This window comes from Streptococcus mitis (assembly GCF_008763935.1).
Taxonomy (GTDB): domain Bacteria; phylum Bacillota; class Bacilli; order Lactobacillales; family Streptococcaceae; genus Streptococcus; species Streptococcus mitis_DB.
Map to the genome: position 1 here is coordinate 22,937 of NZ_VTQF01000001.1, position 21,752 is coordinate 44,688.

Sequence of the window (21,752 nt, forward strand, 5' to 3'; positions counted from 1 at the left end):
AGGAATATATGACGATTTATAATATAAATTTAGGAATTGGCTGGGCTAGCAGTGGTGTTGAATATGCCCAAGCCTATCGTGCTGGTATTTTTAGAAGTCTAAATCTGTCTTCTAAGTTTATCTTTACAGATATGATTTTAGCCGATAATATTCAGCATTTAACAGCCAATATTGGTTTTGATGATGATCAAGTTATTTGGCTATATAATCACTTTACAGATATTAAGATTGCACCAACAAGTGTAACAGTAGATGAGGTCTTGGCTTACTTTGGCGGTGTGGAAAGTCGTAGAGAAAAGAATGGTAAGGTTTTACGTGTCTTCTTTTCTGACCAAGATAAGTTTGTAACCTGTTATTTGGTTGATGAAAATAAGGATTTGGTTCAACATGCTGAGTATGTTTTTAAAGGAAATTTGATTCGTAAGGATTACTTTTCTTATACTCGTTATTGTACCGAATACTTTGCTCCCAAGGACAATGTTGCAGTGCTATATCAACGGACATTCTACAATGAAGACGGAACTCCGGCCTATGATATCTTGATGAATCAAGGTAAGGAAGAGGTTTACCGTTTCAAGGATAAGATTTTCTATGGGAAGCCAGCTTTCATGCGTGCTTTTATGAAATCCTTGAATTTGAACAAGTCTGATTTGGTCATTCTGGATAGGGAGACAGGCATTGGTCAGGTTGTGTTTGAGGAAGCACAGGCCGCGCATCTAGCGGTAGTTGTTCATGCGGAGCATTATAGTGAAAATGCTACAAATGAGGACTATATCCTTTGGAATAACTATTATGACTATCAGTTTACCAATGCAGATAAGGTTGACTTCTTTATCGTGTCTACTGATAGACAAAAGGAAGTTCTACAAGAGCAATTTGCCAAATACACCCAGCATCGCCCAAAGATTGTTACCATTCCTGTAGGAAGTATTAATTCCTTGACGGAGTCAAGTCAGGGACGTAAGCCCTTTTCTTTAATTACCGCTTCGCGTCTGGCCAAAGAAAAACATATCGACTGGTTGGTCAAGGCGGTCATTGAAGCTCGTAAGGAAATTCCTGAATTAACCTTTGATATCTATGGTAGTGGTGGAGAAGATTCTCTGCTTAGAGAAATTATTACAACGCATCAGGCTGAGGATTATATCCATCTCAAGGGACATGCGGAACTTTCGCAGATTTATAGCCAGTATGAGGTCTACTTGACGGCTTCAACCAGCGAAGGATTTGGTCTGACCCTGATGGAAGCGATTGGTTCGGGTCTCCCTCTCATCGGTTTTGATGTGCCTTATGGTAATCAGACTTTTATAGAGGATGGGCAAAATGGTTATCTGATTCCAAGTTCATCTGACCATGTGGAGGACCAAATCAGGCAAGCTTTTGCAGCTAAGATTTGCCAACTGTATCAAGAAAATCGTTTGGAAGCCATGCGTGCCCATTCTTATCAAATTGCAGAAGATTTCTTAACCAAAGAAATTATAGAAAAATGGAAGAGAACAGTAGAGGAGGTGCTTCATGATTGAACTTTATGATCGTTATAGTCAGGAAAGTCGAGATTTACATGAAAGTTTAGTAGCTACTGGTCTTTCTCAACTTGGAGTGGTCATCGATGCAGATGGCTTTCTGCCTGATGGTCTGGTTTCTCCTTTTACCTATTATCTAGGCTATGAAAAGGGAAAACCTCTCTATTTCAACCAAGTTCCTGTTCCAGCTTTTTGGGAAATTTCAGGCAATAATCAGTCTGCTCGTATTGAAGATATGACGCAGGAGAGAGCCGTCATTCATTATGCTGACGGAATGCAGGCTCGCTTGGTTAAGCAAGTAGATTGGAAAGACCTGGAAGGTCGAGTCCGTCAAGTTGATCATTACAATCGTTTCGGAGCTTGTTTTGCTACAACGACCTATAGCGCAGATAGTGAGCCGATTATGACGATTTACCAAGATGTCAATGGCCAAAAGGTATTACTTGAAAACCATGTGACGGGTGACATCTTATTGACCTTACCTGGTCAGTCCATGCGTTACTTTACCAATCGAGTAGAATTTCTCACCTTCTTCTTACAAGATTTGGAGCTAGATAAGCATCAGATTGTCTTTAATACTCTAGCTACTGCTTTCTTGGTTTCCTTCCATCATCCAGATAAATCTGGTTCAGATGTTTTGGTTTGGCAGGAACCTCTCTATGATGCTATTCCAGGCAATATGCAGTTGATTTTGGAAAGTGATGACGTGCGTACTAAGAAGATTATCATTCCCAACAAGGCGACTTATGAGCGCGCTTTAGAGTTGACTGACGAGAAATACCATGATCAGTTTGTGCACTTGGGTTACCATTATCAGTTTAAACGTGATAATTTCCTTCGAAGAGATGCCTTAATCTTGACTAATTCAGATCAGATTGAGCAAGTGGAAGCAATCGTAGAAGCCCTGCCTGATGTCACTTTCCGTATCGCAGCAGTGACAGAGATGTCTTCTAAGCTCTTAGACATGCTTCGTTATCCTAATTTGGTCCTTTACCAGAACGCTAGTCCACAGAAGATTCAGGAGTTGTATCAACTATCGGATATTTATTTGGATATCAATCACAGCAATGAGTTGTTGCAGGCAGTGCGTCAGGCCTTTGAGCACAATCTCTTGATTCTGGGATTCAACCAAACGGTACACAATAGACTCTATATCGCTCCTGATCATCTATTTGAAAGTAGTGAAGTTTCTGCTTTGGTTGAGACCATTAAACTGGCTCTTTCAGATGTTGATCAAATGCGTCAGGCACTTGGCAAACAAGGCCAACATGCCAACTATGTTGACTTGGTGCGATATCAGGAAACCTTGCAAACTGTTTTAGGAGGCTAACATGTCAGAGGAAGATTTATTTTACAAAGACGTTGAAGGCCGCATGGAAGAGTTGAAACAAAAACCCATCAAGAAGGAAAAAGAAACCCGAGGGGAAAAGATTAGTAAGACTTTTTCACTCTTACTGGGTTTGATGATTCTGATTGGTTTGCTCTTTACTTTGCTGGGAATTTTGAGGTAGATCTATGATTGAAATACTAATTGTTTTAGCTATTATCCTATCTCTTGCTTTGATTGTATTGGTAACTATACAACCCCGTCAAAATCAACTATTTTCCATGGATGCCACTAGTAATATTGGTAAACCAAGTTACTGGCAGAGCAACACCTTGGTAAAGGTGCTCACCTTATTGGTGAGTTTGGCCTTATTTGTCTTATTACTAACCTTTATGGTGCTAACTTACAAATAAAAGAAAACTTCAGATATTCACCTTTTGTGATTGGTCTGAAGTTTTCTTTTTTACTGTCCATATTTTTGGTAAAAATCAACTTTTACTTGGATGAAGGTTTTTGCTTCACGTAGGAGTTGAAGAAGTGTGGCACGGGTTTCAAATTCTTCTCTTGTCTTGGGTAGACTGCGGTTCCGAAAGACTTCCAGATAACGTTCAATTTCATCTAGCAAATCAGAAGCAGGATTGGTCTGGCTCAGTTGACCTGCAATTTTTGAAAAGAGTTGGGCCAAAATCAGGCTCTCACTGGCAGCTAGGTGACAGGTGTTGATTTGCTGGGCCATGTTTCGCAGGATGCGACTTTGTCGCTGTCTCATCTCAAAATAGTGAATATGGTAATCGGTCTGGTGAAAGAGGTGGTCAGAGTGATCCAAATAGACCAGTCTGAGGGCTTCTTCCAAAAGGGTGTCTAATTCTTCAACCAGTTGTGCTCGGTTGCGTCCATCCCCTCTGGATAAATAATATTTGAAGCGCTGGAGGATATCTTTTAACTTTTCTTCTACTAATGTGTGGTAATGCTGGATGTCCTCTTCTCGTGAAGGCATGTAGAGATTAACAAGCAAGGCAAATCCAGTACCGATAGCAAAGAGAAGGAATTCGTTGACTAGGAGTTCTGGAGAGGTTGATTCTTGCACCAAGAGGTGGCTAACCAAAACGCTACTTGGTGTGATGCCAATTTCCCAGCCCATCTTGTAGGCTAGAGGAACGTATAGGGCCAAATAGAGGCCAAGGCTCCAGATATGAAATCCGCTCAAGTGAAAGACCAAAACCCCAATAGCCAGAGCTAGAAGCATGGAAAAGAGCCGATTGCGGGCCAGTTTTAAGGTGCTTCTACGGGTATCGGATAGGCTCAAGAGGGCGATGATTCCGGCTGAAACTGCTGAGGAGAGATTGAGAAAATAAGCAAGAAGACAGGCAAGACAGGTGGCTAAGATGAGCTTGGTCGTACGTTGGCTAATAGACATAAGAATTTCCTAATAAGACTAGAATAAAAGCGGAAAAGACAAGACCTGAGCAGGCTTGTCTTTATAGATTATTTTTTACGGGCTGCTGCGTATTCGGCAACGGCAGTAAAGAGGACGTCTGTAGAAGAGTTGAGGGCTGTTTCACATGAGTCTTGGATGACCCCAATCACAAAACCAACCCCAACAACTTGCATGGCAATATCGTTAGAAATACCGAAAAGGCTACAAGCAACTGGGATAAGAAGGAGGGAACCGCCCGCAATACCAGAAGCGCCACAGGCTGAGATAGCTGCTACTACACTGAGGACAAAGGCTGTTGCAAAGTCAACAGGGATTCCCAAAGTATTTACTGCAGCAAGGGTCAAAATGTTAATAGTAATCGCTGCCCCGGCCATGTTGATAGTAGAACCAAGTGGGATAGAAACAGAATAGGTATCTGGATCCAGACCGAGGTCGTGACAAAGTTTCATGTTGACAGGGATGTTCGCCGCAGAACTACGAGTAAAGAAGGCTGTAACACCGCTGACACGCAAACATTTCCAAACGAGGGGATAAGGATTTCTCTTCATAAAGAGAAAGGCAATCAATGGATTGACAACCAGAGCGACAAAGAACATAGTTGTCACCAAGAGGGCAAGCAAGATTCCGTAGTTAGCGAGGCTTCCGATTCCCTTATCAGAGATGGTTTTGAAGACAAGACCAAGGATACCAAATGGAGCTAGGTTGATAATCCATTCGACAATCTTAGAAGTCACATCAGCTATGGTTTTCAGCAATTCTTTACTATTTTTGCTGGCTTCTCTCATAGCAATCCCGAAAACAACTGCCCAGGATAGGATACCGATGTAGTTGGCTGTGACAAGGGCATTGACTGGGTTGTCAACCAGTTTGAGCAAGAGGTTGCTGAGGACCTGGCCAATTCCATCTGGTGGTGCGATTTCTGTATTGGCACTATTTAAGGTAATCTCAACAGGGACGATGAAGCTTGCTAGGACAGCAACAAGTGCCGCTGCAAAGGTTCCCACCAAGTAAAGGAGGATAACCGTTTTCATGTTGCTATCTTGACCCTTTTGATGTTGGGAAAGGGCATTGGCAACGAGGGCAAAGACTAGAATAGGTGCGATGGCTTTGAGGCCACCAACAAAGAGATCTCCAAGTAAACCAATTCCTGAAATGTTAGGAAGTGTCAGCCCTAGGGTTCCTCCAATAAGCATACCAATCAAAATCCGTTTGATTAGGCTTGCCTTATTCCAAGCATGAATGATTTTTTTCATAACAATCTCCTTTGTTGTGTAATGTTTATGATTATAGTATAAATATGAGCTAAAATCAAGAATTTTCTGTCTATTTTGGCTATTATTTTTGAATATTTATGGAGATTCATCACTTGTGAAAGTATGGTATAATAAATGAAAGGAGTTTTCTATGCAAGAATTTATTCAAACCTACCTCAATAAGCTTGATATAACAACGATTATTGAGAATATCTTAACCAAGTTAATTTCTCTGTTATTTCTATTTTTGCTATTCTATATAGCTAAGAAACTACTTCATACCATGGTGCAGAGAATTGTTAAACCTTCTTTAAAAATGTCTCGTCATGATATCGGGCGTCAGAAAACCATCTCACGTCTGTTAGAAAATGTGTTTAATTATACCCTTTATTTCTTTTTGCTTTACTGCATTTTGTCGATTTTAGGTTTGCCAGTTTCTAGTTTGCTGGCAGGGGCTGGGATTGCTGGGGTGGCTATTGGGATGGGAGCCCAAGGCTTTCTATCTGATGTCATCAATGGCTTTTTCATCCTCTTTGAACGTCAACTGGATGTGGGAGATGAGGTCGTTTTGACAAATGGTCCTATTACCGTATCGGGCAAGGTTGTCAGTGTCGGCATTCGAACAACGCAACTCAGAGGAGAAGATCAGGTTCTGCACTTCGTTCCCAATCGGAATATCACCGTCGTCAGCAATTTCTCACGCACAGACTAGACCTGTTATTTTAAGTAATTTGTGGTACAATAGAAAGAGTTTAATAAAGGAGAAAAGATGGTTTTAGAAAAGCAGTTGGGCAATGGTTGTACCTGGATAGACCTTGATGTGGATAAGATTAAAAATATGGAAGATCTTTCTGACATCTATGGATTGGACAAGGAAACCATTGAGTATGCTCTGGATAGAAATGAACGAGCTCATATGGATTATAACCGTGAAACGGAGACGGTAACCTTTATTTATAATGTTCTTGATTTAGAAAAAGACAAAGAATATTATGAAGCGATTCCCATGACCTTTATCGTCGAAAGACAACGAATGATTACCATCAGCAACCATAAGAATGCTTATGTCATTGATCAGATGTCAGCTTATCTGGATAGCCATGAGTCGCTTTCTATTTACAAGTTTCTCTTTGCTGGTTTAGAGATTATCAGTAACGCTTATTATCCTGTCATTGAAGAGATGGATAAAAGTAAGGACGAAATTAGTGCCTTGCTACGTCAAACTACAACAAAGAAAAATCTCTTCGCCCTCTCTGACTTGGAGACTGGTATGGTTTACTTGACAGCAGCAGCAAAACAAAATCGACTCCTCTTGGAACATATCCAGGGCCATGCTCTTTATCGGAGATTTAATGATGTCGAACGAGAGCAGTTTGATGATGCCATGATTGAAGCCCATCAGTTGGTGTCTATGACAGACTTGATTTCTCAAGTCTTGCAACAACTCTCAGCTTCTTACAACAACATCCTAAACAATAACTTGAATGATAGTTTGTCAATTTTGACTATTATCTCCGTCTTACTAGCAGTACTTGCGGTTATTACAGGTTTCTTCGGAATGAATGTTCCTCTACCATTTACAGAAGAGCCAAATGCTTGGATTTATATCTTAATGACTAGCTTGATTTTATGGGTGGCCTTATCTCAATGGCTGAAGAAAATTACTAGAAAATAAAAGAAAAGGAGCCAAAATGGTGATTGAAAACTACATGCCAGACTTTGCTGTGGAAGCAGTCTATGATCTGACAGTCCCAAGCCTGCAGGCGCATGGAATCAAGGCTGTTTTGGTCGATTTGGACAATACCCTCATTGCTTGGAACAACCCTGACGGGACGCCAGAGATGAAGCAATGGCTACATGATCTTCGGGACGCGGGCATTCGCATCATTGTGGTATCAAATAACACTAAAAAACGCGTCCAACGAGCAGTTGAGAAATTTGGAATTGATTACGTTTATTGGGCTCTGAAGCCCTTCACATTTGGGATTGATCGTGCCATGAAGGAATTCCACTATGAGAAAAGTGAAGTGGTCATGGTTGGCGACCAGCTCATGACAGATATTCGAGCAGCCCACCGTGCAGGTATTCGCTCGATTTTAGTCAAACCCTTGGTCCAACACGACTCAATCAAGACGCAGATCAACCGGGCTCGCGAGCGCCGTGTCATGCGAAAAATCACTGAAAAGTACGGACCGATTACATATAAAAAAGGAATTTAACTATGGAAGAAATTCTCTGTATTGGTTGTGGAGCAACCATTCAGACGACAGATAAGGCTGGTCTTGGTTTCACCCCCCAGTCGGCACTTGAAAAAGGTTTGGAAACTGGCGAAGTTTATTGCCAACGTTGTTTCCGTCTCCGCCACTACAATGAAATCACGGATGTCCAGTTGACGGACGATGATTTCCTAAAGCTCTTGCACGAGGTGGGAGACAGTGATGCCTTAGTGGTCAATGTCATTGATATCTTTGACTTTAATGGCTCTGTCATCCCAGGCTTGCCACGTTTCGTCTCGGGCAATGATGTCCTCTTGGTTGGAAATAAAAAAGATATCCTTCCCAAGTCTGTTAAACCAGGCAAGATTAGCCAGTGGCTCATGGAACGTGCCCACGAAGAAGGACTTCGTCCAGTCGATGTCGTCCTAACTTCAGCACAAAACAAACATGCCATTAAGGAAGTCATTGACAAGATTGAACACTACCGTAAGGGCCGCGATGTCTATGTGGTCGGTGTAACCAACGTTGGAAAATCAACTCTTATCAATGCTATTATCCAAGAAATCACGGGTGACCAGAATGTCATTACGACTTCGCGCTTCCCAGGGACAACCTTGGACAAGATCGAGATTCCGCTTGATGACGGTTCTTATATCTACGATACACCGGGGATTATCCACCGTCACCAGATGGCCCACTACTTGACGGCTAAAAACCTCAAGTATGTCAGCCCTAAAAAGGAAATCAAGCCTAAAACTTATCAGCTTAACCCAGAGCAAACCCTGTTTTTAGGAGGTCTCGGACGTTTTGACTTTATATCAGGAGAAAAACAAGGATTTACTGCTTTCTTTGACAATGAACTCAAACTCCACCGTACCAAGCTAGAAGGCGCTAGTGCCTTTTACGACAAGCATCTTGGAACCCTTCTAACACCACCAAATAGTAAGGAAAAAGAAGATTTTCCTAAACTGGTTGAGCATGTATTTACCATCAAGGACAAGACAGACCTAGTCATCTCTGGACTCGGCTGGATCCGCGTAACAGGCACCGCCAAAGTCGCCGTCTGGGCACCAGAAGGCGTCGCCGTCGTCACACGAAAAGCAATTATTTAAACACAGAAAGGAAAGGGTTGTCTAAATTCGTGCGTGCCCTGAGAGCCCACAGCGAATACTTTTCACTGTGGTGTCAGTTGGTACAAGTGATTGTACCAACTGCGGAAAATTTGAGACCTTAGGCTCAAATTTTAGTCATGAAAGTCCAAAGGACTTTGCTGACGTCCGTCACCACTTCAGAAAAGTATAAAAAGAAACTCTTTTAAAGAAATTATGTCATTAACATCAAAACAACGTGCCTTCCTCAACAGCCAGGCACACACCCTCAAACCCATCATCCAAATCGGGAAAAATGGTCTCAACGATCAAATCAAAACTAGCGTTCGTCAGGCTCTTGACGCACGTGAATTGATCAAGGTTACTCTTTTGCAAAACACAGATGAAAATATCCACGAAGTAGCTGAAATTTTGGAAGAAGAAATCGGTGTGGATACAGTCCAAAAAATCGGACGCATCTTGATTTTGTTTAAGCAATCTAGCAAGAAAGAAAATCGCAAGATTTCTAAAAAAGTCAAAGAAATCTAAGACCGAAACTCCAAATAACTGTTTTTACAGAGAAATAAAGGAGACTAGCCTATGGCAATCGAACTATTGACTCCCTTTACCAAAGTAGAGTTGGAGCCAGAAATCAAGGAGAAAAAACGCAAGCAAGTCGGGATTTTAGGGGGGAATTTTAACCCTGTTCACAATGCCCATCTGATCGTTGCGGACCAAGTGCGGCAACAGTTGGGACTAGACCAGGTTCTGCTCATGCCAGAATACCAACCTCCTCATGTTGATAAAAAGGAAACCATTCCTGAATACCATCGTCTCAAGATGCTTGAGTTAGCGATTGAGGGAATTGACGGCCTAGCCATTGAAACCATTGAGTTGGAACGTAAGGGCATTTCTTACACCTACGACACCATGAAGATTTTGACAGAGCAACATCCTGATACGGATTATTACTTTATCATCGGTGCTGACATGGTGGACTATCTACCTAAGTGGTACCGAATTGATGAGCTGGTTGACATGGTTCAGTTTGTGGGGGTTCAGCGCCCACGCTACAAGGCTGGAACTTCTTACCCAGTTATCTGGGTGGATGTGCCCCTCATGGATATCTCGTCCAGCATGGTGCGTGACTTCCTTGCCCAAGGTCGAAAACCTAACTTTCTCCTACCTCAGCCGGTGCTAGACTACATCGAGAAGGAGGGACTCTACTGATGGCCTATCAAGACTATATCAACTGCTCTCGAGATACTTTGTTGGAAAAAATGGCAGAGCTTCTACCTGAAAAACGCTTAACTCATTGCTTGGGTGTGGAGCGTGCAGCCATAGAGCTTGCGAAGCGATTCGGAGTCGATGCCGAGAAAGCAGGACTAGCAGGCCTTCTTCATGACTACGCTAAAAAGCTGTCAGATCAGGAATTTCTGGATTTGATTGACCGTTATCAGCTAGACCCTGACCTCAAAAACTGGGGTAATAATGTCTGGCATGGCATGGTTGGCATCTACAAGATTCAAGAAGATTTGGATTTGCATGATTCAGAAATCCTGCGAGCTATTGAAATCCATACAGTCGGTGCTGGTCAGATGACTGATCTTGATAAGGTTATCTATGTTGCAGACTATATCGAGCACAACCGAGCCTTTCCAGGTGTGGATGTGGCGCGTGAGATTGCTGTGCTATCGCTCAATAAGGCTGTGGCCTACGAAACAGCTCGTACCGTGGAGCATCTAGCTCATCAGGGATTCCCCATTTATCCCCAAACCCTTGAAACCTATAATGCCTTTGTGCACTATTTGAAAGAGGACTAAATGAAATCGGCTTTTATAATCATTGATGTTCAGAATATTTTAGTGGAAACCGGTTTTCAGACAAATAGTCTATTGGACAAAATTTCTTATTTACAAAACCAGGCTAGAAGCAAGAATATCGAAATTATTTATGTTCAACATATTGAGAACGCTGAAGCTCAAACATCAGAAGATTGGCAGTTATCTGAGCTTTTAAGCCGAAAACCTAATGAAAAGGTCTTTCAGAAGAAGTATAACAGTATTTTCAAAGAAACTGGTTTAAAAGAATACTTGGATAAACAGGGGATTGAAAAATTAGTTTTATGTGGTATGCAGACAGAATATTGTGTGGACACCTCTGTCAAGGTTGCTTTTGAATATGGCTATCAGCTTATTATTCCAGAAGGAACTTGCACAACGTTTGATGGGAAAGACATTCCAGCAGAAACGATAAATGAATTTTATGAGGGCATTTGGGAGGGTCGCTTTGCAGATGTCCTAGATTACAAACATATTTTCTAGAAAGAGGACTAAATGAACGAAAAAGAATTACTAGAACTAGTCGTGAAAGCGGCTGATGAGAAACGTGCAGAGGATATCCTTGCACTTGATGTACAAGATTTGACTAGTGTGACGGACTATTTTGTCATCACTAGCTCAATGAATAGCCGTCAGTTGGACGCTATCGCTGATAACATCCGTGAAAAAGTAGCTGAAGCAGGCTTTAAAGGTAGCCATGTTGAAGGCGATGCAGCGGGAGGCTGGGTTTTGCTGGACCTAGGTGCTGTTGTAGTGCATATCTTCTCAGAAGAAATGCGTGCCCACTATAACCTAGAGAAGCTATGGCATGAGGCAGAGTCAGTAGATATTTCAGAAGCTCTTGCTTAGAAGACGAACTCAGTTGCAGTCAACTGGGTTTTATTTGCTTATTTTAGAAAATTGGATAGAAAGGTATAGGGCGAGTGGTGTTTGCCATGGAGGCTCTTGGGATCATGATTATGGCAACTTATGAAACCTTTGCGGCTGTTTACGATGCTGTGATGGATGATAGTTTATATGATAAATGGACGGATTTTTCTTTGCGTCATTTGCCTAAGACAAAGGATAGAAAGAAGCTTTTGGAATTGGCTTGTGGGACAGGCATCCAGTCTGTGCGCTTTTTTCAAGCTGGTTTTGATGTGACTGGACTTGACTTGAGCGCGGATATGTTGAAGATTGCTGAGAAGAGAGCTACTTCAGACAAGCAAAAGATTGATTTTATTGAAGGCAATATGCTGGATTTGTCCAAGGTAGGTCAATACGACTTTGTCACTTGTTATTCGGACTCTATCTGCTACATGCAGGATGAGGTGGAAGTAGGGGACGTTTTTAAGGAAGTGTATAATGCCCTCAACGAAGACGGAGTTTTCATCTTTGACGTGCACTCGACCTACCAGACAGATGAAGTTTTTCCAGGCTATTCTTACCATGAAAATGCGGAAGAGTTCGCCATGCTCTGGGATACCTACGAGGACGAAGCACCTCACTCCATCATCCATGAATTGACCTTTTTTATCAAGGAGGCTGACGGTTCCTTTAGTCGTCACGATGAAGTGCATGAGGAGAGGACTTATGAGGTTTTGACCTATGATATTTTGCTGGAACAGGCTGGTTTTAAGTCCTTCAAACTCTATGCGGATTTTGAGGACAAGGAGCCAACAGAAACCAGCACCCGTTGGTTTTTTGTGGCGCAGAAGTAGGAGATCACTATGACCATCACAGGTATTATCGCGGAGTTTAATCCTTTTCATAATGGGCATAAATACCTGCTTGAGCAGGCGAAGGGGCTGAAAATCGTTGCCGTGTCTGGGAATTTCATGCAGAGAGGTGAGCCTGCTATCGTGGACAAGTGGACACGGGCCCAGATGGCACTGGGAAATGGGGCAGATTTGGTAGTAGAATTGCCCTTTTTAGTCAGTGTTCAGGCAGCAGATTTCTTTGGTCAAGGTGCTGTGGATATCTTGGCTCGGTTGGGTATTGATAGGCTAGCTTTTGGGACAGAGGAAGTTCTGGACTACCAGAAAATTGCTGACTTATACACAGAGAAAAGTGTTGAGATGGAGAAATTTGTGGAAAATCTACCTGATTCCCTATCTTATCCCCAGAAAACCCAAGCCATGTGGAAGGAGTTTGCAGATCTTGATTTTTCAGGCAATACGCCCAATCATGTTCTTGCCCTTGCCTATGCCAAGGTAGTTGCAGGACGAAACATCAGGCTGTATCCGATTCAGCGTCAGGGAGCGGGCTACCATTCTGTGGATAAAGATGTGGACTTTGCCTCGGCGACAGCTCTGCGTCAGCATCAGAAGGACCAAGACTTCTTAGAACGCTTTATGCCATCTGTTGCTCTCTTTGAGCAGGCTAATAAGGTGAGTTGGGAAGACTATTTTCCCTTGCTTCGCTATCAAATCTTGTCCAATCCAGACCTAACCACCATCTATCAGGTCAATCAAGAAATGGCTGTGCGCATTAATGAAGCTATTAAAACAGCCCAGTCTGTGGAAGAATTGGTCGAGGCGGTTGCGACCAAACGATATACCAAAGCGCGTGTCAGACGCCTTTTGACTTATATCTTGGTGCAAGCTAGAGAAAGTGACTTACCAGAAGGGATTCATGTCCTTGGTTTTACCGAAAAAGGCAGACAACACCTTAAGTCTCTGAAAGGTCAGGTCAATCTAGTCAGCCGAATTGGCAAAGAACCTTGGGATGTCATGACCCAAAAGGCAGACCAGATTTACCAACTGGGAAAGCCAAGTATAGCAGAGCAGAATTTTGGAAGAGTGCCGATAAGAATAGAAATAAACTAAGTCTACTGAAAGGTGGACTTTTTGAATTTTTTACGAATAAATAGATAGAAAAAGAAAATCTTGTACAAGTTCCTGACAATTTCTTTCTTTTCATGTATAATAGTGGAAAAGAGGTAAAACGAGGTATGGTTATGGAAGCAGTTCTTTACTCAACATTCCGAAATCATTTAAAGGACTACATGAAAAAGGTAAATGATGAATTTGAGCCTTTGACGGTGGTTAATAAAAATCCAGATGAGGACATTGTAGTTCTTTCAAAGAGTGAGTGGGATAGTATTCAAGAAACCCTGAGAATCGCTCAAAATAAGGAGTTATCAGACAAGGTTTTGAGAGGAATGGCTCAAGTTCGTGCTGGAAGCACTCAGGTCCATGTTATTGAGGAGTGATGAATGCTGCTCAAGTTTACAGAAGATGCCTGGGCAGATTATTGCTACTGGCAAAATCAGGATAAGAAAACGTTAAAAAGAATCAATAAACTAATCAAGGATATTCAACGTGATCCCTTTACAGGAATAGGTAAACCAGAACCACTCAAGTATGACTACCAAGGAGCTTGGTCACGGCGTATTGATGCAGAAAATCGCTTGATTTATATGATGGATGGGGATAGCATCGCTTTCTTGTCTTTCAAAGATCATTACTAAGTCTGCTTAAAAGTAGGCTTTTTCTCAAGTCTCTACTAAACTACTATTTCTAAATAACAAGTTTATTTTAGCAAATGCATTCCAAATTCCTCAAAACATATTCTATTTTAGGTTTGTGAAAATCACTTTTTTATGGTAGAATGTAAAAGAATGTATGTCATTCGGAATAACAATAAAATGAGGTAAAAACATGGAAATCATGTCGCTTGCGATTGCTGTTTTTGCCGTCATCATTGGTTTAGTCATTGGATATGTCAGCATCTCAGCCAAGATGAAATCATCTCAGGAAGCTGCAGAGTTGATGCTTTTAAATGCTGAACAAGAAGCAACTAATTTACGTGGACAAGCTGAACGTGAAGCGGATTTATTGGTTAATGAAGCTAAGCGTGAAAGTAAGTCTCTTAAAAAAGAAGCACTATTGGAGGCCAAAGAAGAAGCCAGAAAATACCGTGAAGAAGTGGACGCTGAATTCAAATCAGAACGTCAAGAACTCAAACAAATCGAAAGTCGTTTGACAGAGAGAGCAACTAGCCTTGACCGTAAAGACGACAATTTGACGAGTAAAGAACAAACACTTGAACAAAAAGAACAAAGTATTTCTGATAGAGCTAAAAACCTTGATGCGCGTGAAGAGCAATTAGAGGAAGTCGAAAGACAAAAAGAAGCAGAACTAGAGCGTATTGGTGCTCTGTCTCAGGCAGAAGCACGAGATATTATCTTGGCACAGACAGAGGAAAACTTGACCAAGGAGATTGCTAGCCGTATTCGCGAAGCTGAGCAAGAGGTCAAGGAACGTTCTGACAAAATGGCCAAGGACATCCTGGTTCAAGCTATGCAACGTATCGCTGGTGAATATGTAGCAGAGTCAACAAACTCAACAGTTCATCTGCCAGACGATACTATGAAGGGACGCATTATTGGTCGTGAAGGTCGTAACATTCGTACCTTTGAAAGTTTGACAGGGGTTGATGTCATTATCGACGATACACCAGAAGTAGTGACCTTGTCAGGTTTTGATCCGATTCGTCGTGAGATTGCCCGTATGACTATGGAAATGTTGCTCAAAGATGGTCGTATCCACCCAGCTCGTATCGAAGAGCTGGTTGAGAAAAACCGTCAAGAGATTGACAATAAGATCCGTGAATACGGTGAGGCAGCAGCCTATGAGATTGGTGCGCCAAACCTTCATCCAGACTTGATGAAGATTATGGGACGTTTGCAGTTCCGTACTTCTTATGGACAAAATGTCTTGCGTCATTCGATTGAGGTTGCTAAGTTGGCTGGTATCATGGCGAGCGAACTTGGTGAAAATGCGGCTCTTGCCCGTCGTGCTGGATTCCTTCACGATATCGGAAAAGCCATTGACCGCGAGGTTGAAGGTAGCCACGTTGAAATCGGTATGGAACTGGCACGTAAGTACAAGGAACACCCAGTTGTGGTGAATACGATTGCTAGTCACCACGGAGATGTTGAAGCTGAGAGCGTCATTGCAGTGATCGTCGCTGCAGCAGATGCCTTGAGCGCAGCTCGGCCAGGTGCTCGTAGTGAGTCTCTTGAAAGCTACATCAAGCGTCTCCATGATTTGGAAGAAATTGCTAACGGCTTTGAAGGAGTACAAAATAGCTTTGCCCTTCAAGCAGGACGTGAAATCCGCATCATGGTCAATCCAGGACAAATCAAGGACGACAAAGTCACAATCTTGGCTCACAAAGTTCGTGAGAAAATTGAAAACAATCTAGATTACCCAGGAAATATCAAGGTAACCGTGATTCGCGAGCTTCGTGCAGTAGATTATGCTAAATAAATAAGAAAGAGCAGTTGAAAAATTACTGCTTTTTTGTTACACTAGATAGAAAGACTGTAAAGGATAATCTGGCTTTTTGTCATTATTCTAGAGAAATGTTATTTCACAGACTGACTAAAAGGAGACACAATGGCAGACCGAGGCTTACTAATCGTTTTTTCTGGTCCTTCAGGGGTTGGAAAAGGAACGGTTAGAAGAGAGATTTTTGAGAGTTCTGAAAACCAATTTCAATACTCTGTATCGATGACGACACGCGCACAACGTCCTGGAGAAGTGGATGGTGTTGACTATTTCTTCCGTACTCGCGAAGAATTTGAAGAACTGATTCGTCAAGGACAGATGTTGGAATACGCAGAATATGTCGGCAACTACTATGGAACTCCTCTGACCTATGTCAATGAAACCTTGGACAAGGGAATCGATGTTTTCCTTGAAATTGAAGTTCAGGGCGCTCTTCAGGTCAAGAAAAAGGTTCCAGATGCTGTCTTTATCTTCCTGACACCACCAGATTTGGATGAATTGCAAGATCGTTTGGTAGGACGTGGAACAGATAGTGCAGAAGTGATTGCCCAACGAATCGAAAAAGCCAAGGAAGAAATTGCCCTCATGCGTGAGTATGATTATGCGATTGTCAACGATCAGGTGCCCCTAGCTGCTGAGCGTGTCAAACGTGTTATTGAAGCAGAGCACTTCCGTGTGGATCGTGTCATTGGTCACTATCAGGAGATGTTACCAAAATCTCCAACTACCCGATAAAATTTAGAAAATAGGTACAAGCAAATGATGTTAAAACCCTCTATTGATACCTTGCTCGACAAGGTTCCTTCAAAATATTCACTCGTAATCTTGGAAGCAAAACGTGCCCACGAATTGGAAGCAGGTGCGCCAGCAACTCAAGGTTTCAAGTCTGAAAAATCAACTCTTCGCGCTTTAGAAGAAATCGAATCAGGAAACGTAACAATTCACCCAGATCCAGAAGGGAAACGTGAAGCAGTGCGTCGCCGTATCGAAGAAGAAAAACGTCGCAAAGAAGAAGAAGAAAAGAAAATCAAAGAGCAAATTGCTAAAGAAAAAGAAGATGGTGAAAAAATTTAAGGTTGGGGGGACTCAATCTTATTTTTTCTATTGCAAGAATATACTGACAAGGAGGAGGTGAGAAGATGGCTATAGCCAAGATTATTGTAGATGTGCCCTTGATGCAGACGGACCAGCCCTATAGTTACAGGATTCCTGAGGAATTCGAGGGAATGCTGGAAGTCGGGATGCGGGTCCACGTGCCCTTTGGTAAGGGAAATCGCCTGATTCAAGGGATTGTTCTTGGTATAGAGTCTCGATCAGATGAAGAAGAGACAGAACAAGACTTAAAAGATATTGCTGAGGTACTGGATTTTTCTCCTGTACTCACGCAAGAACAACTCTGGCTGGCTGAGGAGCTCCGCAAGTCTGTCTTTTCTTACAAAATCTCTATCCTCAAGGCTATGTTGCCAGGATTTTTGAATTCCAGCTATGACAAGATTCTCTATCCTCTTGCAGGTCTGAGTCAGGAAGACCGAGAGCGCTTGTTTGGTTCAGAGGATTCGCTTGCATTTTCTTCTCTGGATTTAGCTAAGCAAGCTGAAATGATGCGTTTGACTAGAAAAGGCCTGCTTGGTCTAGAATATCAGGCAATTGATCAAAAGAAGGTCAAGACCCAGTCTTGGTATGAGGTTGACCTTGCTCAATTAGAAAGTGTAGAGATTTCTACGCGTGCTAAGAAAAAGTTGGAATTGAGAGATTATTTGCTGTCTCATCCAGAGAGTGCTTCTTTGGCTAGTTTGTTAGAGTCCTACTCGCGGGAGCAAGTCAACTTCTTTGTGGAACAAGGTGCTGTGACCATAGTCCAAAAGGAAGTTCAACGCTCGGCTGCTTATTTTGAAGGAATTGAAACAAGTCAGTCTTTGGAATTGAATCCAGAGCAAAGGCAGGCGCGTGATGCGGTTGTCAGTGCGATTGGCAGTCATCAGCCTCCCTTCCTCCTTCAAGGGATTACAGGAAGTGGGAAGACCGAGGTTTATTTGCAGATTATCCAAGGGGCCTTGGACAAAGGCAAGACAGCTATTTTGCTGGTGCCTGAGATTTCCTTGACTCCACAGATGACCGAGCGTTTTATTGCTCGTTTTGGTGAGAAAGTGGCCATTCTTCATTCAGGCCTGTCCAATGGTGAAAAGTATGATGAATGGCGCAAAGTGGAACGTGGCGATGCTCAAGTTGTTGTGGGTGCCAGATCTGCCATCTTTGCTCCGCTGAAAAATCTGGGTGTCATGATTATCGATGAAGAGCATGAAGCGACTTATAAGCAGGACAGCAATCCCCGTTACCATGCCAGAGAGGTGGCTATTTTACGGGCCCAATACAATCAAGCGGCATTGGTTCTTGGTTCCGCGACACCGAGCTTAGAAAGCCGTGCTCGGGCTGGCAAAGGCGTTTATCAACATTTACGTCTGACCCAACGCGCCAATCCTTTAGCTAGGATCCCTGAAGTTCAAGTAATTGACTTTCGAGACTATATCGGACAAAACGAGACGTCAAACTTTACGCCTCCCTTGCTAGAAGCCATTCAGGACCGTCTAGCTAAAAAAGAGCAGGTGGTTCTCATGCTCAATCGCCGTGGTTATTCTAGTTTTGTCATGTGTCGGGAGTGTGGGACCGTGGATACTTGTCCCAACTGTGACATTTCCTTGACCTTGCACATGGATACCAAGACCATGAACTGCCATTATTGTGGTTTTTCTAAGGACATTCCTCAGTTCTGTCCTAACTGTAAGAGTCGCAGTATTCGTTACTATGGGACGGGGACACAGAAGGCTTATGACGAGCTAGCAGAACTCTTTCCGCAGGCCCGCATTCTACGGATGGATGTGGACACGACTCGTAAGAAAGGTAGTCACCAAGCTCTTCTTGACCAGTTTGGACGAGGAGAAGCGGATATCTTGCTAGGAACTCAGATGATTGCTAAGGGATTGGATTTTCCCAATGTGACTTTGGTCGGAGTTCTAAATTCCGATACAGCCTTGAATTTGCCTGATTTCCGTTCTTCCGAAAGAACCTTTCAACTCTTGACTCAGGTGGCAGGTCGGGCAGGACGGGCTGAAAAAGCAGGTCAGGTCCTGATTCAGTCATACAATCCGCAGCACTACGCTATTCGATTTGCCAAGGATCAGGACTACGAAGGCTTTTACGCTTATGAAATGGGGATCAGACGACAACTTGGCTATCCACCTTACTATTTCACCATTGGCATTACCCTTTCTCACAAGAAGGAAGAAGAGGTAATCAAACGCGCCTATGAAGTTATGAACATTTTGCGGTCAGGCTTGTCAGAGACCAGTAACATTCTTGGGCCAACGCCCAAACCCATCGCCCGTACTCATAATCTTTATCATTATCAAATTTTAATCAAATATCGTTTAGAAGATGACTTGGGCTCGACACTAAATCAAGTTTTGGCCTTAACTCAGGTTCGAGAAAATAGTGAGCTCCGTCTCAGCATTGACCATGAGCCACAGCAATTTTTATAAGAAGGAGAAGATATGACAAAACTAATCTTTATGGGGACACCCGACTTTTCAGCAACTGTCTTAAAAGGACTTTTGACAGATGACCGTTATGAGATTCTAGCTGTTGTGACCCAGCCAGACCGTGCTGTCGGCCGCAAAAAAGTGATCCAAGAAACACCAGTTAAGCAGGCTGCCAAAGAAGCAGGGCTTCCTATTTATCAACCTGAAAAACTATCTGGAAGTCCAGAGATGGAAGCTATTATGAAACTAGGAGCGGATGGAATTGTGACTGCTGCTTTTGGGCAGTTTCTCCCAAGTAAACTCCTTGATAGCATGGACTTTGCGGTCAATGTTCACGCTTCTCTTCTTCCTAAACATCGTGGTGGAGCGCCAATCCATTATGCATTGATTCAAGGGGATAAGGAAGCTGGTGTGACCATTATGGAAATGGTTAAGGAAATGGATGCAGGAGATATGATTTCTCGTCGTAGCATTCCGATCACAGATGAGGATAATGTTGGCACCTTGTTTGAGAAATTAGCTCTTGTTGGTCGCGATTTGCTTTTGGATACTTTGCCTGCCTACATTGCTGGTGACATTAAACCTGAACCGCAGTATCCAAGTCAGGTCACTTTCTCGCCAAATATCAAGCCAGAAGAAGAAAAACTAGATTGGACTAAGACCAATCGTCAACTTTTCAATCAGATCCGTGGAATGAACCCGTGGCCTGTTGCCCATACTTTCCTTAAGGGCGACCGCTTTAAGATTTATGAAGCACTACCAGTAGAAGGTCAGGGAAATCCAGGTGAGATTCTCTCTATTGGCAAGAAAGAATTGATTGTCGCAACGGCAGAAGGGGCTCTATCCCTCAAACAAGTGCAGCCAGCTGGTAAACCTAAGATGGACATTGCTTCCTTCCTCAACGGTGTTGGACGGACATTGACAGTAGGAGAACGATTTGGTGACTAAAGTAGAAACAGCTAGAAGTCTAGCCCTAGCAGTATTAGAGGATGTCTTTATCAACCAAGCATACTCAAACATCGCCTTAAATAAGCATCTCAAGGGAAGCCAACTTTCAGCAGCAGACAAGGGTTTGGCGACCGAGCTGGTCTATGGAACGGTAACCCGTAAACTCACCTTAGAATGGTATCTATCCCACTTTATCGAAGACAGAGATCAGTTAGACAGCTGGCTCTACGTCCTTCTCCTCATGAGTGCCTACCAGCTCCGCTATTTGAACAAGATTCCAGACCATGCTGTGGTCAATGAAGCAGTAGAATTGGCCAAAGTCCGTAAAAAAGGCAGTGAAAAATTGGTCAACGCTGTCCTTCGTCGTATTCTACGTGAAGGATGGCCAGATATCACCAGCATCAAACGAAAAAACAAGCGTGACTCCATTGCCTATTCTCTCCCAGTTTGGCTAGTTGCCAAGCTCAAGGAAGAATATGGAGAAGAGCGAGCACAAGCCATCTTTGAAAGTCTTCTGGTGCGCAACAAAGCCAGCATTCGTGTGACCGATTTAAGTCGAAAAGAGGAAATCCAATCCTTGTTGGAGGCTAGTGATTCACCTTTGTCTCCTTCTGGTCTGGTTAAGGAGCAAGGGCATTTTGCAGGCCATGATTTGTTTGCGGAGGGAGCCATTACTATCCAAGATGAGTCCAGTCAATTGGTTGCGCCGACGCTTGATCTACAAGGAAATGAGCAGGTTCTAGATGCTTGTGCAGCTCCGGGTGGGAAAACAGCTCATATAGCCTCTTATCTCACGACAGGTCAGGTAACTGCTCTGGATTTATATGACCACAAGTTGGACTTAATCCAAGAAAATGCTCAACGTCTGGGAGTTGCAGATCGGGTTCAAACTCAAAAATTGGATGCCAGAAAGGTGCATGAGTTTTTTGGTCAGAATTCATTTGATAAGATTTTGGTGGATGCTCCCTGTTCAGGAATTGGTCTTCTACGCCGAAAACCAGACATCAAATACAATAAAGAAACGGCAGATTTCGCGTCCTTGCAGGAAATTCAGCTAGAAATATTAGGTAGTGTTTGTCAAACACTACGCAAAGGTGGTATAATAACTTATAGTACCTGTACTATTGTCTCAGAGGAGAACTTTCAAGTCGTACAGGCTTTTTTAGAAAGTCATCCTGAATTTGAGCAGGTAACACTAGAACATGAATGTAAGGATATCATGAAAGACGGCTGTATCCTCATTACACCTGAATTGTATGGAAGTGATGGATTCTTTATCAGTCAATTTCGCAAGATATCAGATTAGGAA

Annotated in this window: 25 protein-coding genes; 23 read left to right on the forward strand and 2 right to left on the reverse strand. The window is 42.8% G+C overall.

Going from position 1 to position 21,752, the window contains the following annotated elements; translation table 11 throughout:
- The first annotated feature begins 8 nt into the window (after positions 1-8).
- Genes gtfA through asp5 form a run of 4 tightly spaced genes read left to right on the forward strand, consistent with a single transcriptional unit; the run spans position 9 to position 3,260 of the window.
- Positions 9-1,520 (forward strand): accessory Sec system glycosyltransferase GtfA, encoded by a 1,512-nt coding sequence (gtfA, locus tag F9B91_RS00090; protein WP_150922184.1) that lies wholly within the window; start codon positions 9-11, stop codon positions 1,518-1,520.
- Positions 1,513-2,850, forward strand: a complete 1,338-nt coding sequence (gene gtfB, locus F9B91_RS00095; protein ID WP_150922185.1) for an accessory Sec system glycosylation chaperone GtfB — start codon at positions 1,513-1,515, stop codon at positions 2,848-2,850. Before gtfA ends, gtfB begins: the two co-directional genes overlap by 8 nt.
- Before the next feature lies 1 nt (position 2,851).
- A complete protein-coding gene (gene asp4 / locus F9B91_RS00100) occupies positions 2,852-3,031 on the forward strand; it encodes an accessory Sec system protein Asp4 (RefSeq protein ID WP_001287962.1) in 180 nt (59 codons plus the stop codon).
- Positions 3,032-3,035: 4 nt separating this feature from the next.
- Entirely contained in the window at positions 3,036-3,260 is a 225-nt protein-coding gene (gene asp5 / locus F9B91_RS00105) for an accessory Sec system protein Asp5 (RefSeq protein WP_000569971.1), read from the forward strand.
- Positions 3,261-3,310: 50 nt separating this feature from the next.
- On the opposite strand, the gene F9B91_RS00110 is transcribed toward asp5, so the two are convergent.
- Both F9B91_RS00110 and sstT read right to left on the reverse strand, forming a co-directional pair.
- Positions 3,311-4,264: an aromatic acid exporter family protein gene (locus F9B91_RS00110; protein ID WP_150922186.1), complete on the reverse strand. Its 954-nt coding sequence runs from the start codon at positions 4,262-4,264 to the stop codon at positions 3,311-3,313.
- A gap of 68 nt (positions 4,265-4,332) precedes the next feature.
- A complete protein-coding gene (gene sstT / locus F9B91_RS00115; protein WP_150922187.1) occupies positions 4,333-5,538 on the reverse strand; it encodes a serine/threonine transporter SstT in 1,206 nt (401 codons plus the stop codon).
- Positions 5,539-5,689: 151 nt separating this feature from the next.
- Here sstT and F9B91_RS00120 point away from each other — a divergent pair, with 151 nt between their 5' ends.
- The 19 genes from F9B91_RS00120 to rsmB all read left to right on the forward strand — a co-directional run bounded on the left by F9B91_RS00120 (position 5,690) and on the right by rsmB (position 21,749).
- A complete protein-coding gene (locus F9B91_RS00120; protein WP_049500250.1) occupies positions 5,690-6,250 on the forward strand; it encodes a mechanosensitive ion channel family protein in 561 nt (186 codons plus the stop codon).
- A gap of 57 nt (positions 6,251-6,307) precedes the next feature.
- Positions 6,308-7,213, forward strand: a complete 906-nt coding sequence (locus F9B91_RS00125; RefSeq protein WP_000242267.1) for a magnesium transporter CorA family protein — start codon at positions 6,308-6,310, stop codon at positions 7,211-7,213.
- A 16-nt stretch (positions 7,214-7,229) separates the two neighbouring features.
- A complete protein-coding gene (locus F9B91_RS00130) occupies positions 7,230-7,757 on the forward strand; it encodes a YqeG family HAD IIIA-type phosphatase (RefSeq protein ID WP_033689233.1) in 528 nt (175 codons plus the stop codon).
- Between the two features lie 2 nt (positions 7,758-7,759).
- A complete protein-coding gene (gene yqeH / locus F9B91_RS00135) occupies positions 7,760-8,866 on the forward strand; it encodes a ribosome biogenesis GTPase YqeH (RefSeq protein ID WP_150922188.1) in 1,107 nt (368 codons plus the stop codon).
- 213 nt (positions 8,867-9,079) lie between these two features.
- Positions 9,080-9,391, forward strand: a complete 312-nt coding sequence (gene yhbY, locus F9B91_RS00140; RefSeq protein WP_000060169.1) for a ribosome assembly RNA-binding protein YhbY — start codon at positions 9,080-9,082, stop codon at positions 9,389-9,391.
- A gap of 51 nt (positions 9,392-9,442) precedes the next feature.
- The gene (locus F9B91_RS00145; protein WP_150922189.1) at positions 9,443-10,072 is read left to right on the forward strand and encodes a nicotinate-nucleotide adenylyltransferase; all 630 of its coding nucleotides are present in this window, start codon (positions 9,443-9,445) and stop codon (positions 10,070-10,072) included.
- A complete protein-coding gene (gene yqeK, locus F9B91_RS00150) occupies positions 10,072-10,665 on the forward strand; it encodes a bis(5'-nucleosyl)-tetraphosphatase (symmetrical) YqeK (RefSeq protein ID WP_150922190.1) in 594 nt (197 codons plus the stop codon). Before F9B91_RS00145 ends, yqeK begins: the two co-directional genes overlap by 1 nt.
- Complete coding sequence (locus tag F9B91_RS00155; RefSeq protein WP_150922191.1) at positions 10,666-11,166, forward strand: cysteine hydrolase family protein; 501 nt, start codon at positions 10,666-10,668, stop codon at positions 11,164-11,166. It abuts the gene before it with no gap.
- Between the two features lie 12 nt (positions 11,167-11,178).
- Positions 11,179-11,532, forward strand: coding sequence for a ribosome silencing factor (rsfS, locus tag F9B91_RS00160; protein ID WP_049550925.1), 354 nt, complete (start codon positions 11,179-11,181; stop codon positions 11,530-11,532).
- Between the two features lie 110 nt (positions 11,533-11,642).
- A complete protein-coding gene (locus tag F9B91_RS00165; protein WP_191962390.1) occupies positions 11,643-12,383 on the forward strand; it encodes a class I SAM-dependent DNA methyltransferase in 741 nt (246 codons plus the stop codon).
- Positions 12,384-12,392: 9 nt separating this feature from the next.
- Positions 12,393-13,490, forward strand: coding sequence for a nucleotidyltransferase (locus F9B91_RS00170; RefSeq protein WP_150922192.1), 1,098 nt, complete (start codon positions 12,393-12,395; stop codon positions 13,488-13,490).
- Between the two features lie 131 nt (positions 13,491-13,621).
- Positions 13,622-13,876: a type II toxin-antitoxin system Phd/YefM family antitoxin gene (locus F9B91_RS00175; protein WP_000388572.1), complete on the forward strand. Its 255-nt coding sequence runs from the start codon at positions 13,622-13,624 to the stop codon at positions 13,874-13,876.
- Positions 13,877-13,879: 3 nt separating this feature from the next.
- The gene (locus F9B91_RS00180) at positions 13,880-14,134 is read left to right on the forward strand and encodes a Txe/YoeB family addiction module toxin (protein ID WP_049492101.1); all 255 of its coding nucleotides are present in this window, start codon (positions 13,880-13,882) and stop codon (positions 14,132-14,134) included.
- Between the two features lie 190 nt (positions 14,135-14,324).
- On the forward strand, positions 14,325-15,938 hold the full coding sequence (locus tag F9B91_RS00185; protein ID WP_000404934.1) for a ribonuclease Y: 1,614 nt from the start codon (positions 14,325-14,327) through the stop codon (positions 15,936-15,938).
- A gap of 129 nt (positions 15,939-16,067) precedes the next feature.
- Positions 16,068-16,694: a guanylate kinase gene (gmk, locus tag F9B91_RS00190; protein WP_000775041.1), complete on the forward strand. Its 627-nt coding sequence runs from the start codon at positions 16,068-16,070 to the stop codon at positions 16,692-16,694.
- 24 nt (positions 16,695-16,718) lie between these two features.
- Positions 16,719-17,033: a DNA-directed RNA polymerase subunit omega gene (gene rpoZ, locus F9B91_RS00195; RefSeq protein ID WP_000979235.1), complete on the forward strand. Its 315-nt coding sequence runs from the start codon at positions 16,719-16,721 to the stop codon at positions 17,031-17,033.
- 65 nt (positions 17,034-17,098) lie between these two features.
- Positions 17,099-19,495, forward strand: coding sequence for a primosomal protein N' (locus F9B91_RS00200; RefSeq protein WP_150922193.1), 2,397 nt, complete (start codon positions 17,099-17,101; stop codon positions 19,493-19,495).
- A 12-nt stretch (positions 19,496-19,507) separates the two neighbouring features.
- Positions 19,508-20,443, forward strand: a complete 936-nt coding sequence (gene fmt, locus F9B91_RS00205; RefSeq protein ID WP_143952951.1) for a methionyl-tRNA formyltransferase — start codon at positions 19,508-19,510, stop codon at positions 20,441-20,443.
- Entirely contained in the window at positions 20,436-21,749 is a 1,314-nt protein-coding gene (gene rsmB / locus F9B91_RS00210) for a 16S rRNA (cytosine(967)-C(5))-methyltransferase RsmB (protein ID WP_191962375.1), read from the forward strand. The genes fmt and rsmB overlap by 8 nt, the downstream gene beginning before the upstream one ends.
- Positions 21,750-21,752: the final 3 nt, after the last annotated feature.

What these genes read in the sequence shown, in the direction of transcription:
- F9B91_RS00200 (WP_150922193.1), top strand. Translation starts at nt 17,099, where the DNA reads ATGGCTATAGCCAAGATTATTGTAGATGTGCCCTTGATGCAGACGGAC.
- gtfB (WP_150922185.1), top strand. Translation starts at nt 1,513, where the DNA reads ATGATTGAACTTTATGATCGTTATAGTCAGGAAAGTCGAGATTTACAT.
- fmt (WP_143952951.1), top strand. Translation starts at nt 19,508, where the DNA reads ATGACAAAACTAATCTTTATGGGGACACCCGACTTTTCAGCAACTGTC.
- F9B91_RS00145 (WP_150922189.1), top strand. Translation starts at nt 9,443, where the DNA reads ATGGCAATCGAACTATTGACTCCCTTTACCAAAGTAGAGTTGGAGCCA.
- rsfS (WP_049550925.1), top strand. Translation starts at nt 11,179, where the DNA reads ATGAACGAAAAAGAATTACTAGAACTAGTCGTGAAAGCGGCTGATGAG.
- F9B91_RS00165 (WP_191962390.1), top strand. Translation starts at nt 11,643, where the DNA reads ATGGCAACTTATGAAACCTTTGCGGCTGTTTACGATGCTGTGATGGAT.
- gtfA (WP_150922184.1), top strand. Translation starts at nt 9, where the DNA reads ATGACGATTTATAATATAAATTTAGGAATTGGCTGGGCTAGCAGTGGT.
- yhbY (WP_000060169.1), top strand. Translation starts at nt 9,080, where the DNA reads ATGTCATTAACATCAAAACAACGTGCCTTCCTCAACAGCCAGGCACAC.
- yqeH (WP_150922188.1), top strand. Translation starts at nt 7,760, where the DNA reads ATGGAAGAAATTCTCTGTATTGGTTGTGGAGCAACCATTCAGACGACA.
- F9B91_RS00125 (WP_000242267.1), top strand. Translation starts at nt 6,308, where the DNA reads ATGGTTTTAGAAAAGCAGTTGGGCAATGGTTGTACCTGGATAGACCTT.
- F9B91_RS00175 (WP_000388572.1), top strand. Translation starts at nt 13,622, where the DNA reads ATGGAAGCAGTTCTTTACTCAACATTCCGAAATCATTTAAAGGACTAC.
- F9B91_RS00180 (WP_049492101.1), top strand. Translation starts at nt 13,880, where the DNA reads ATGCTGCTCAAGTTTACAGAAGATGCCTGGGCAGATTATTGCTACTGG.
- F9B91_RS00110 (WP_150922186.1), bottom strand. Translation starts at nt 4,264, where the DNA reads ATGTCTATTAGCCAACGTACGACCAAGCTCATCTTAGCCACCTGTCTT.
- F9B91_RS00170 (WP_150922192.1), top strand. Translation starts at nt 12,393, where the DNA reads ATGACCATCACAGGTATTATCGCGGAGTTTAATCCTTTTCATAATGGG.
- F9B91_RS00185 (WP_000404934.1), top strand. Translation starts at nt 14,325, where the DNA reads ATGGAAATCATGTCGCTTGCGATTGCTGTTTTTGCCGTCATCATTGGT.
- gmk (WP_000775041.1), top strand. Translation starts at nt 16,068, where the DNA reads ATGGCAGACCGAGGCTTACTAATCGTTTTTTCTGGTCCTTCAGGGGTT.
- F9B91_RS00155 (WP_150922191.1), top strand. Translation starts at nt 10,666, where the DNA reads ATGAAATCGGCTTTTATAATCATTGATGTTCAGAATATTTTAGTGGAA.
- F9B91_RS00120 (WP_049500250.1), top strand. Translation starts at nt 5,690, where the DNA reads ATGCAAGAATTTATTCAAACCTACCTCAATAAGCTTGATATAACAACG.
- asp5 (WP_000569971.1), top strand. Translation starts at nt 3,036, where the DNA reads ATGATTGAAATACTAATTGTTTTAGCTATTATCCTATCTCTTGCTTTG.
- rpoZ (WP_000979235.1), top strand. Translation starts at nt 16,719, where the DNA reads ATGATGTTAAAACCCTCTATTGATACCTTGCTCGACAAGGTTCCTTCA.
- yqeK (WP_150922190.1), top strand. Translation starts at nt 10,072, where the DNA reads ATGGCCTATCAAGACTATATCAACTGCTCTCGAGATACTTTGTTGGAA.
- sstT (WP_150922187.1), bottom strand. Translation starts at nt 5,538, where the DNA reads ATGAAAAAAATCATTCATGCTTGGAATAAGGCAAGCCTAATCAAACGG.
- F9B91_RS00130 (WP_033689233.1), top strand. Translation starts at nt 7,230, where the DNA reads ATGGTGATTGAAAACTACATGCCAGACTTTGCTGTGGAAGCAGTCTAT.
- asp4 (WP_001287962.1), top strand. Translation starts at nt 2,852, where the DNA reads ATGTCAGAGGAAGATTTATTTTACAAAGACGTTGAAGGCCGCATGGAA.